Origin of the sequence: Chitinophaga tropicalis, from assembly GCF_009758205.1 — a bacterium.
Taxonomy (GTDB): Bacteria; Bacteroidota; Bacteroidia; order Chitinophagales; family Chitinophagaceae; genus Chitinophaga; species Chitinophaga tropicalis.
Genome location: NZ_WRXN01000002.1, coordinates 105,149 through 118,016 on the forward strand (window position 1 = coordinate 105,149; position 12,868 = coordinate 118,016).

The window sequence follows — 12,868 nt, forward strand, 5'->3', positions numbered from 1 at the left end:
GAATGAACCTTATAGCCCCCATGAAAGTTGCCTGATCCTGTAGCTTACTACACCCCGCGCGGGGAATTTAGTTAAAACAAACATAACATGAAATTAGTGCCTAATTCAGGACAATGCCTTATCATTGCGGCCGATTTCATAAAAACACTGGCATTCAGGGATACTCCCAACCAATCGCTTATGCGCAACGAGACAATAATTATGACAGGTACCGGCAACGGTATCCGGTATACCACTATAACCTATTCACATCAACGAATAATAGATTGCCCATGAATAATCATTACCTATTAATGGCGGCAGTATGGCTTTCAGCCATCAGCCCCTCTATGGCCAATGTGCCACGTCATCCTATTTCTGAGCAGGTAGCGCAGCAACCCATAAAAGGGGTAGTTGTTGGTACAGACGGCAGCCCCATACCGGGTGCCTCTGTAAAATCACTTGCCACCAATCGCGTTACCACCACGAACGACCGTGGGGAATTCACCCTGCAGGCGGCAGAAGGTGAGAAACTCGTTATCTCATTCATCGGCTACACCCAGCAGCAGGTTACAGCCAGCAGCTCCCTGATGAAGATCACCCTGAGCGGCAGCAGCAGCCAGCTGGGTGAAGTGGTAGTAGTAGGTTACGGCAGCCAGACCAAAGCCGACGTAACAGGTGCACTCACCCAGTTAAAGGCAGATAATATTAAACAAGGCGCCAACATCTCTGTAGACAATATGCTGCAGGGTAAAGTATCCGGCGTACGTATCGCCCAGTCCAGCGGCGAGCCCGGCGCCGGCGTAGACGTTTTCATCCGTGGCGTAGGCTCCATCCGCAGCGGCAGCACTCCGCTCTTCGTCGTAGATGGAGTACCGTTAAGTAACGATAACGTGAGCGCAGCAGGCCCTAACTTCGGCCTCGGTAGCTCCGAACCAAAGAACCCGCTCAACTTCCTGAATACAAGCGATATTGAGACCGTTACCATCCTGAAAGACGCATCTGCCGCCGCTATTTACGGTGCCAGGGGCTCCAACGGCGTAGTGCTGATCACCACCAAGCGTGGTAACAGGGGAGGACCTGTGCTGACCTACGATACCTACATAGGCACCTCTTCCGTTATCAAAAAAATGGACGTGCTCTCTGCAGCAGAATATCGCAAGGCACTGGTAAACCCTGCCTATGACCACGGTGGTAACACCGACTGGCAGGACGTCATTTACCGCAACGCATTTGTACAGAACCACAACCTGTCATTCGCCAAAACTTCCGCTACCGGTAGCTACATGGCCTCACTGTCCCATATGGATCAGGATGGTATCGTAGAAACAAGCACCTTCAAAAGAACTACCGCAAGGGTGAACGCTGAGGAGTCTTTCTTCGACGATAAACGCCTGATAGTAAAAATGAACCTGACCGCCAGCGATATCCAGGAAACAGGTATCCCCAACGGTAACACCGCAGGTTCCGACGGTCAGCTCATCATCCACGCGCTGATGGCCAACCCTACACGCTCCGTATACGATTCTGCCGGCAAATACACCAACTTCAACATGAATGCTCACTATAACCCCGCTTATCTGCTGAGCATCTACAAGGATAAAACCAACACCTTCCGTGTCCTGGGTAACGTTGAAGCTTCCTTCAGGATCCTGAAAGGTCTGAACTACCGCATCAACTACGGTATTGACAAATCTACTTCAGAAAGAAACTCAACTATCTATCCTAACGTAACTGACAGAACTCCAACCGGTGCTTATGTTCAGAACAACCTGTCCTCACTGACCACATTGCTGGACCATTACCTGACCTATAACCTGTCAGTTAACAAACACCAGGTAGAAGTACTGGGCGGTTTCTCTTACCAGCAGTTCAAGTTCTCAGGTACCGCCTTCGGTACTCAGGGCATTGCGCAACAGGGACAGGGCGTAGATCCTGAATACAACCCCGGTTACTCCGGAACGCCTACCAGCCCAAGCGGCTATGCCCAGGAGAATGAGCTGCAGTCTTACTTCGGACGTGTAAACTATAACTACGACAACCGTTACCTGTTTACCGCCTCTCTCCGTGCTGACGGCTCCACCCGCTTCGGTAAAGACAACAAATACGGTTACTTCCCTTCATTCGCTGTAGGCTGGACCCTGTCCCAGGAAGGTTTTATGAAAGATATCAGCGCTGTTGAAGACCTGAAGCTCCGTGCCAGCTGGGGACAAACAGGTAACCAGGAAGTACCCAACAAGATCACCCAGGCCAGCTACTCTTTATCTCCATCTGCAGGATATTACCTCTATGGCGACCAGGCAGTGGTGAACGGCGTTACCGTAAACCGTACACCAAACCCCAAACTGAAATGGGAACTGGTTGAACAGTACAACATCGGTGTAGACTTCAACCTGTGGAAAGGTAAGCTGTACGGCTCACTGGAGTACTACAACAAAACCACCAAAGATCCTATCCTCAACATCCCTTCTGAGCCGCTCAGCCCTACCACCACCGTATGGAAGAACGTAGACGCACAGATCGTGAACAAAGGATTTGAATTCATGCTGGGTACACAGGTCATCAATACAAAGAACTTTACCTGGAATGTTGACGTTAACGGTTCTACACTGTCCAACACCATCAAAGACCTCCCTGTTTCAGAACTCTATTCCGGTAGCATCTCCGGTCCCGGCCTTTCCGGCGTAAATGCCAACATTTACAAGAATGGCTATGAAGCTGGTTCTTTCTACATGCTGAAACACCTGGGGTACGACAAAGATGGTAAAGACATCTTCGAAGATAAAACCGGCGACGGCGTTATCAACCCTAATGACAGGCAGATCTTCCAGGGAGCTATTCCTAACTTTAACTTTGGCCTTAACAGCCAGATGCGCTATAAGAAATTTGACCTGGCATTCTCCTTCATAGGGCAAACAGGCGGTTACCTGGTTAACAACACCGCGCTGGACCTGAACATCAACAGCCTCGCATCTGACCGTAACGTACTGGCAAAATATTATGAAGCCAAAGCTAGCACCGCAAACCTTGTACAGCTGTCAACACTCTACCTGGAAAAATCAGATTTTATCCGCCTGAATAACGTAAGGCTGGGTTATACATTGTCACTACCGCAGGTAACCTGGCTGAAATCACTCAACATCTATGTGAGCGGTCAGAACCTGTTTACCATCACCAAATATTCCGGCTATGACCCGCTGGTGAATACTACTAAAACAGTAGATGGTAACCAGTCCCTCGGTGTGGATTATGCCACTTACCCATCTACAAAAACATTCCTGTTAGGCGCAACAGTTAAATTTTAGACACTATGAGAATGAAATCATTACAACTATATAAAATAGCCTGTGCTTTCTTCATGACAGCAATGGTAGGCTGCACCAACCTCGATGAAAAGGTGATAGATGAGGTACTGGGTTCCGATAATGCAAACCCTGAAAATGCCCTGGCAGCCGCATACGGACAAATGGGTAACGCTACCTTCGTAGATCATGGTAACGTATTTGCAATGCAGGAATATTCAACTGACGAAGCAATGCTCCCTACCCGTGGTAGCGACTGGGGGGACGGCGGTACATGGCGTGCCATGCACGAATTCACGTGGGGGCCAGCCAACTCCGTGGTAACCAATACCTGGAACAACCTGAACAGCGGTATCACCAAATCAATTACCGCTATCAGCACTATCAACAACACACAGGATTTCACCAACAAGAAGCTTTTCATGGCGGAAGCCAGGGCACTGCTGGCGTTTTATACATATCATACGCTGGACCTCTACGGACAGGCGCCTTACCGGAACCCTTATGTTACCAACGCTCCCCTGGAAGTAAGAAAGGCAGATACCACCATCGATGTACTCATCAAAGAAGTGGAATCCCTGATACCTGATCTGGCTAATATCAAAGAACAATCCACACATGACGGCAGGTTCACCAAACAGGCCGCCTATGCAATGCTGGCCGATATGTACCTGAACCGCGCAGTACTCAAAGACCGTTATTCAACCACCGGTTTCAAATTTGACGAAGCTGCAGTTGATGGTAATGGCTCAGATATGGATAAGGTGATCTCTTATACCTCCCAGATCATCAGCTCCAACATGTTCACATTGGAAAGCAACTACTTCAAAAACTTTGATATAGACAATAACACAGGTACAGAGCTGATCTTTGTAGTGACTCAGGACATCAATAACCTGCGCAGCAGCGACAACGATTTCGCCTACATGCCTATGGAGAGGAACCAGAAACCTTCCCCGGCTAACAGGGGCACAAACGCTTCCTGCACTACGCCTGAGTTTTATGCTACCTGGGATAATAACCATGATGATCCCCGTTTTAGCAGGCATTATCAGTATACTGATGGCACCTGGTTCATGAATGATGGTACCGACGTAAGTGTACCTGCTACCACCACTGTAGCAAACAGTTCTCCTTCATTACCCTGGTTCCATTTTAACCGTGGTATGCAGGTAGGCCAGCAGTATGGTCCTATCCCTGTATCCAGTACCAAATATCAGATGACATCTGATGATCGTATCAAGGTCTCCAAACTCTTCTGCGAAAAGAACACTACGCTGCCTATGGATTTCACTCCCGAGCTTAACTTTGATAACCCGGCCCAGGCAGTTTTCACCCAGGCCCAGATCAACCGTGGTGTAAGAGTGTTCAAATACGAGTTCGATCCTGAGAAAGATAATGGTACCAGCAATGTAGATATTCCGCTTTACCGTCTGGGCGGCATCTATTGTATGCGCGCTGAAGCCTATTTCCGCAAGGGCCTGACACAGTCTGCAATGGATGATATAAATAAGTTGAGGACCAGCCGTACCCGTGAAGCACTGTACAACAATGTTCCCGGTAAAGCGCTGACTTCTGTCGATGAGCAGACATTGTACAATGAGATTGGATTCGAGTTATACTGGGAAATGTACAGAAGGAAACAGATGATACGTTTTGGGAAATTTGAAGCGGCAGGCACAGCTAAACCCGTATCTCAACCTTACCAGAGGATCTTCCCGATCCCTCAGTCTACCATCGATGCTTCCAAACTGTTCCAGCAGAACGATAAGTATTGATTTTATCTCCGGTTGACCACAGGCCAACCAAACCTGCACTAAGAAAATGGGATCGCCGAAAGCGATCCCATTTTCTTTAAACAACTTCCCTTTATTGTTTCAAAGCCTCCTGCTGACGAATACTCTCCTTATGAATATCCTCATACAACGCTTTAATAAATTCCTCTGAAAGCCCCTCTTCCTTCCCCTGGCTTATAGCTTTCTGCAACACCTCATTGAATCTCGCAGACTGTGTCACCTCTATTTTATGATTCATCTTATATGTGCCAATAGCCCTCGCCGCCGCCATTCTCTCTCCCAAAAGATGAACAATCTCCTTATCCAGCTGGTTTATCTTACCCCTGAACATTGTCAGCGTATCCTGCTTAGGCGCCGTTTGCGTTTGTGCATTGGCGTTCACCAATCCTGCTAACAGCATACCTGTGATAATCAATCCTTTCTTCATAGTTTAATGATTAATGTGATAAATATTTTGTCGCAGGTAAATAGAAATGGAGACTGCAATATATGTAGATATGTGAAAATACCCTAAAAAATAGGTATACCACCTCAACTAATGAATTGTTGTATCGGTAGTGGAAAAATTTTCTGTAAAAGAAAAGCGACCTGCTCAATGAGCAGGTACCGGCTGAAACAGAAACTCCGATTACAAAAAAAAGATGATCGTGATGCTTATATCAATAATATGACGTAACAACTATTTTCTCTGTAGTAACCTTGTCACCATTCCTTATCACCAGCAGGTATACCCCTTGCGGCAATCCTCTCACTGACATATTTTGCGGAGTGCTGGTCAATCTTACCGAACGTATTAATAAACCTCTGGCGGTGAACAATTGAACCGTAGCATCAGCCATTACATGTTTCACCTGTACATTCAGGTTATCACGTACCGGATTAGGATATATCTTTACCTCCTGCTTCTCATCACATGCACCCCAGCTATCTCCATGCTTCAAATGAGCCTGCACAGCATCCCGCGAAATACAAAGCGTCTTTCCTTTATGACAGATAAGTACTTTATCACCATTCGCCTTGGTATAATTGGTGACACCAAAATCAGAGAAGCTGTTCAACCCCGAAACAACAGCTGTATTAGGCGTTTCATATGCAGCCGCTTTTATGTCCCAGTTGTTGTTATACTGCATCACTGCCAGCAACTGTGCGGAATCAAAGCCGGGCGACTGGTCAGCTGCCTGCCATTGAAACTTAGCCGTTACAAGGCTTCCTCCCGGAGCTTCTTCAGTAATACTCCATTGCTTGTTCACCACTCTGCCGGAATCAGGAACAGGATGATCAAAGGTGTTCTTTACTGTCACCGAAAAATTATCGGCAGTCCCCGTATTGGATAAGATAACTGGACTATAACTGCCGCCGCTGGCCCCTATAGGGAATGTAACCGCGGTACTGCCTACCGCACGTTTCAGTGTACCCTTACCACTTACTATAAAATAATTAGGCAGGATAGTAAAACCTGCATCTGCTTTTACAGCATCTATCAGGCCTTCTTCTCCAATAGTTAAGATCACTTTCCCTTCAGACGCCCCCGGTGCACTGCTCACGGTGCGGAACAGGCTGCCCGTTTTGAGAACACCATTTACATTTAATGTAACGGAGCTCTCCGCAATAGTAGCATGTGGTATAATACTGCTGAGCGTACTGCTGTTACTCAGGTCCAGCGTTCCATTAATATTGTAGGTATAGCTGCCAAAAGATGCAGCCGTATTGGTCGTAGCCGTACTATGCAGCGCATTGGCTTTCACAGTATAACCCTTACCGATATTAACGATCACATTATTACCGCCATAATTGGTGGCAGATCCGCTGCCATACCATGCCTGAAGATTGCCATACAATGTAACATTTGCATTGATGTTTACCGTCAGGTTCTGAACAGCAGTCAACGCACGGATAGTGTTGAAGTTATAGACGCCATCACCGCTAATGTTATAAATCCCATTAGTACCGTCCAGTTCCAGGGTGATCTTGTTAACATTGGGATCATCCCCGCCAAAGATGCCTGCATTGTTTACATCTCCCTTAACACGGAAGTTCCTGTTCTGCCCATCTGTCTGTAATACAGCACCTGAATCAACCGTTAAGCTATTGATACCCACAAGACCGTTCAACGCAACAGTATCTCCGGTTGAGATAGTCACATTCCCTGAAGCTCCCGTACCTGCCGGCACCTCTTCCCATAATTTAGTAGTACCGTTATACCTCTCCCATATAGAAGTACTGCCGGCATTGGTCCAGCTACCGGATGCTTTGGAACGGTAATCACCATTCAATGGAACAGAAGGATCAACTATTGCAACATAACTATTGGTGGATGGATAACCGCTCTTGGATGCCTTTACATAATAGTAATAGATAGTTCCCTTTGCAGGCAGGGTATCCGTCAGACTGAATGCTACAACAGAATCAATAACACCATTCACTTCGCCTATCTTTGTATAGTTGACACTGTCCCGGCTGCGGAACAGCTCATACTTTACCCCGCTCATAGGCCAGCATATGTTCCAGCTCAGCGTAGAATTGGAACTGCTGCGTTTAGCACGGAAATTAGCTACTGCCAGGGCCGTAGTAACCGGACCATTAATGGCAGGGAAAGCCGTAAAAGGGTCCCAGGTGCCAAAGAGATTACTGTTATTGTAATAAGCTGCTGCTTCAGTATCATTCAGCTGTTTGGACCAGGACACACGCTTACTGACATCAACCGGAGTATTATCGAACTTCTTAGACCCGTACTCAGCATAGATAATAAGAGAAGGGTCAATGTTCCAGGTCGACCAACCAGTAGAATTGATAGACGATCCCATAACAGTGTTCAGGTACACCGTTTTAGGCGCATTCTGCCAGGGCCTTCCCAGTGTGTAAAGTGTAGTACCCCGGTTCTTTGTCAGTATACAATCCCTGAAAACTTCACCATACGCTTTATCTGCCGTGGTATTGGCCGCAGTAACAAACCCGCCGCTGCCTCCATCAACCCTGTCCCTCGGATGAATGATACACGAATCAAATACAACTGTGGATGAACCGAAAATAAAGTCAGTGTTACCATCAATGTAACAGTTCTTCAGGTAATGCCTTCCTGTGCCATTATGCCAGAATGTATCCTGTCCGCCAATAAACCTGCAGCTTTTGAACACGTGACGGTCTCCTGAGATATACACGGCAACTGCCTGCGGACCATCACCCGTATACCCTGTTGAATTCTCCACCGTAATATTCAGCATAAGGAAATCATTGGCATTGATCGTAAGGGTAGCAGAAGTATTGGTGCCTATTACTACACCATTCTCTACTTTACCGGAATAAGAATCCCAGCTGATAATAGTATTGGTAACACTTTCACCTACCAGGTGAATGAAGGTTTTATTGGAGGGGATCTTTATTTTCTCTACATATTTACCATTCCCGACGAAAATGACATACGGTGTTGTCCTCCCTGAGGGAGCCGCATCAATAGCTGCCTGTATGGTAGCATAACTGCCGCTGCCATCCTTTGCCACAACTATATCCGCATTGTCAGCAGTATATACCGGCACAGATGCCGTGACTTTAATGAATGTGGTAGCTGTCTGTGAATAATTGAAAGCTTTATCTGCTGTGAAAATAGAATAAGTATAAGTTGTATCAGATACCAGAGTGTTATTGTCAGTGAAAGAAGTTGCTGTACCAATATATATTACAGTACCATTGTTCCCAATGCTGTTCCCTGTTGAATAGATTCCGTTTGCATTTAAAGCCGGAGTAGCAGATGAAGTGCTGCGTACTACCAGGTATCCGCCACCATCTACACCGGTAGCGGGTGCCGTCCAGCTGATATTTACTACACCATTCACCCTGACAGCCTTTGCATTGGTAACAACCGCAGGAGCGGTAGTATCCGGCGACGGATTACTCTGATCATCGGCCGGGTATATTACCAGATCATCTACATCGAAGGGTTTGGCAATGGCTGTGCCACCACCGTTGAAACGGAGACCTCCAAAAGAGATACCCGGCGTATAGGCAGGATTGATGGAATAGGACTTAGCCGCTTTTAACCAGCCATTATCCGTACCCGCATACGTTATTGTCGAATAACCAGTAGTAAAGTTTGTGCTGTCCGCGACTGCCAGTAATCCGCTTACAGTATTACCTGTTGCAGGCGCTGGCGCCCTGTAATAATATTGTACAATGTACTTCGTGGTATTTGTGAACCGGGATGCAGTAATAGTAGGGGAGTAGACATTCTTGGTGCTGGTGCTTGTACTGGTGTATGTAAAATAATTATTTCCCGTTCTGGCCGTACCATTATTGACAATATTGGCTGATCCTGAAGTGGTCCAGGCTGTTTGATTGAGATTCAGGGCCGCAGCAGGAGCAGTAGTAGAAACTGCGCCCGCTGCCTGGTTTTCAAACCCGCCCTCCATTATAGGAAAAATACCGATCACCTGTTTTTGATTAGCTGTCACGGCGCCTGTTGTCCCGCTAACGGGAAAACTGATAGACGTAGCGCCACTGCTTTCAAGCAGGATACTACCTGAATAGCTGCCACTGGAAGTTGCATTTAATCTTACATAGATAGTATTTCCCGTAGCCGGGTTAAACGTAAGCGTAGTGCTCCAGTTACTCCCGTCTGACGATAGCTGGTAGCTGGCCGGCGCTGTAATAGTGATGGCGCCGGTAAGATTAGCCCCCGAAACGGTAAAGCTCTGTGAAGCAGAAGGAGAACCTGCTGTTTGACTGAAGCTGTTAAACGTCGCCTGGGCATATATTACCGGGTTAGTACTGGTAGCAGGATTGGTAAGACTGTTCAGGTAATTTTCCAGGTTAGTATAACCATTGGCCGCATAACCATTACGGTCAGCTGCATCAGCGGGATTAAGGCCATTAGCCGTTTCATAGCTGTCCGGCATACCGTCATGGTCACCGTCAGCCGGTGCCGCCACAGATGCCAGCGCCGGCCAGGCGTTAACAGTCTGATCGTACGCAGTACCATGAGGATACCCGCCCTGTACATCTATAATGCTGCCCGTCCTGTTACGTACATTATTTACTATCCTCTGGTCCAGCGTATCACGGTTAGGCAGGCTGCAACCGGCCCCCTGTAGTACGGATTCATAGGCATTCAACGCGGCTTCCGTATTCAAAGGGTAGCCAAGGTTGAATGGGGTAGTGGCCATCGCCGCCGCAGGATCTGCCGTGCTGACGCCAGCCCGGTTATCAGCCGTATTGGCCGGAGAACCATCCACATAGTTCCCGCTCACATACCATTTACCAACAGGTACACTGGCACTGCTGCTGGGATTACAGATGCGATACCTGACACCGCTTCCCGTATTAGGACCGTATTTATAGTAATTGTTCACTACATTGTAGTTACCTCCCTCACCGCCATAAACAGTGTTGATCCCCCAGTTGTAAATAACATTATTCCGGAAGTCCACATTCTCAACACCAATAGTGTTGGGAGTATAAGTGCTGATACCTGCAAAACGGGGATTACGGTTACGGCAATGCGCAATCAGGTTATGGTGCATGCTGCCCCTCTTGGCGCCCCATATACCACCATAGCCATGATGCTCATAGTCTGTATCGCCCGTTTCAAAATGGTAGGAATAGTTCAATGGCTCTGACACTATAGACCATTGAATAGTAAGATTATCGCCCCGGTAAATGGTCAATGCCTCATCACTGCTCCAGCTGGCAGTAATATGATCAATGATGACATTGCTGGCGCCCAGCCCCCCAAAAGCATCATCACCACCACTGCCATCTACGGGATTGCCATTTGCATCCACCTTCTTCTGGTTCTTGTCCCCCAAACGGAAACGCATATACCGCACTATAACATTATCACCGCTGACAGATACAGGATAATCAGCCACACATATCCCATCACCAGGGGCTGTTTGCCCCGCAATAGTGGTATTGGCCCTTATACTTAATCTCGAATTGAGATGGATAGTGCCCGATACCCTGAATACAACGGTGCGGTAGGTGGCGGAAGCCGTTAGGGCATAACGCAGGCTGCCCGGCTGACCATCATCCAGCAGGTTCGTTACTTCAAAAACAGTAGTAGGCGCTGTCGATGTGCCCCTGCCACCTGTTGTGTACATGCCTGCGCCTTCAGCACCGGGAAAAGCGGGTAGCTGGGCATGCACGGCCACCGGCAGAAGTAATGCCAGCATCATTAGCAGATAACCGGCAGACAGATTGCTCTTTTTGTATGACATATATTCGTTAGTGTTAGGTAATATCTTATAATCAGGGAAACTATCTCCACCTCGGATCTCCCGTACTGTTCCTGCCGGGAAATGCATTGTCGGCAATCTTAAAATTGCCGGCAGCGGCGTCCTGCCAGAGTTGTGACACAGGACGGGTATAGGGAGTAATATTAGGGAAATCATTGCCGGCAGATAGATGATCGGAAGTACGGTAATTATTACCGACGTTTATTATTCCACTGACTGCCCTGAAGCCTTTAACGGTAATTGCTCCTGCACTGTACTTACCAATACCGAAAATGCAGTTGGTCACAGTAATGCCATCTGTAATACTATTGGAGCCATAATCTATATAATAATTCTTGCTGTTGCCCAATGGCGCTTCATTAAAAGTACAATCCGTTACAAGCACAGCAACAGAGCTTTGCGCACTGGAAACCACACCTTCCACTTTATAAAGAGTACTGTTACTGATAGAGATCTTATTGACCTTGCTGCTGGATCCAATATTCAGTACAAAATAATTACCAATACTATCAATGATACAATTGCTGATAATAAAGTCATTCACGGTAGTAGTACCAGCCTGCAAACGCGTCATTCCCCGGAAGATCTCTATCCGGCTGTTCATGAACTTTAATTTACCTACATTGGCGCTGTTACTGTTGTTAAATACATAGCGGCTTCCATAGTTATCTCCCATCATATACACGTCATTAAACTCAAGCGAATCGATCGTTGCGCCTGCCTCAAAATTAAAATTGCTGGTAAAGAAGATCTTTGCCTGTGTGGTATTGGCCAGGTCCGGGGCGCTCATGAATATGAGCGATTTATTAAAGCTGATGGTAGAAGAGATATTATAGGTTTCTCCTCTCTTCAATAATACAGTACTTCCGGAAGGTATAAATGGCAGGGTATCAGCTAAAATGCCGGGCCGTCCAACAAAGCTGGTCAGATCAACTACTATACCAGAAAACGGCACTTTGGTAGTGAAATCAGCATAGCCTCTTTCTTCCTCACCGCTGTACAGGAATGCCGTATAGCCGGTAGAAGCCTCCAACCCGCCGATCACCTTATATTCATTCACCAGGTCTTCCGCAGCAAGCGGCGTTTCTGACACTAATGAACCATCGGCCGATTTAACAATTTTTATAGAACTAACCGCTGCTCCCTTGGTAGCCCACCGTATACGCACTGAATTATAAGTAAGGTCATCTATGCCCGGTACTTTTAATATAGACGATGACGTTTTAACTGCACCCAGGTCAGACCATTTGGAATTCTGTACCGTATCTGCTGCCACAGCTCTCACCCTCAGTTGGTACAGCTGGTTGAACAGCAGTTTTTTCACCACTGCTATGTTGGTGTCTAAGGGCAGGGAAAGGTCTGTAGTCCGGAATGTATCACGGCTAACCTGTAGCTGGTATGAAACCGCCCCGGTAATCTTCTGCCAGGAAGCAACAATGGTGTTGGAATCTGCCGCCAGCTCTCCGGACCTCACAGGCCTGAACAACCTCGGGGTATCTATATTCGCGTCCTTTTTACAGGCAGTATAAGCTATTGCAAGTAGGATCAGTATCTTTTTCATAAG

The 12,868-nt window shown here is 47.2% G+C and carries 6 protein-coding genes; 3 read left to right on the forward strand and 3 right to left on the reverse strand.

All coding sequences use genetic code 11. The features are described 5' to 3' along the window. Positions 1 to 87 precede the first annotated feature (87 nt). From GO493_RS06395 to GO493_RS06405, 3 genes are read left to right on the forward strand one after another with little or no spacing between them, the layout of a single operon-like run. Positions 88 to 276, forward strand: a complete 189-nt coding sequence (locus GO493_RS06395) for a hypothetical protein (RefSeq protein ID WP_157305305.1) — start codon at positions 88 to 90, stop codon at positions 274 to 276. Next, on the forward strand, positions 273 to 3,284 hold the full coding sequence (locus GO493_RS06400; protein WP_157305306.1) for a SusC/RagA family TonB-linked outer membrane protein: 3,012 nt from the start codon (positions 273 to 275) through the stop codon (positions 3,282 to 3,284). The genes GO493_RS06395 and GO493_RS06400 overlap by 4 nt, the downstream gene beginning before the upstream one ends. A gap of 5 nt (positions 3,285 to 3,289) precedes the next feature. Next, entirely contained in the window at positions 3,290 to 5,059 is a 1,770-nt protein-coding gene (locus GO493_RS06405) for a RagB/SusD family nutrient uptake outer membrane protein (RefSeq protein WP_157305307.1), read from the forward strand. A gap of 91 nt (positions 5,060 to 5,150) precedes the next feature. On the opposite strand, the gene GO493_RS06410 is transcribed toward GO493_RS06405, so the two are convergent. The 3 genes from GO493_RS06410 to GO493_RS06420 form a co-directional block, all read right to left on the reverse strand. Next, positions 5,151 to 5,504 (reverse strand): chorismate mutase, encoded by a 354-nt coding sequence (locus GO493_RS06410; protein WP_157305308.1) that lies wholly within the window; start codon positions 5,502 to 5,504, stop codon positions 5,151 to 5,153. Positions 5,505 to 5,736: 232 nt separating this feature from the next. Continuing rightward, positions 5,737 to 11,286 carry a pectinesterase family protein gene (locus GO493_RS06415; protein ID WP_157305309.1) on the reverse strand — a complete coding sequence of 1,850 codons (5,550 nt, stop codon included), beginning with the start codon at positions 11,284 to 11,286 and terminating at the stop codon, positions 5,737 to 5,739. 40 nt (positions 11,287 to 11,326) lie between these two features. Beyond that, positions 11,327 to 12,865 carry a DUF5123 domain-containing protein gene (locus GO493_RS06420; protein WP_157305310.1) on the reverse strand — a complete coding sequence of 513 codons (1,539 nt, stop codon included), beginning with the start codon at positions 12,863 to 12,865 and terminating at the stop codon, positions 11,327 to 11,329. Between the last annotated feature and the right edge of the window lie 3 nt (positions 12,866 to 12,868).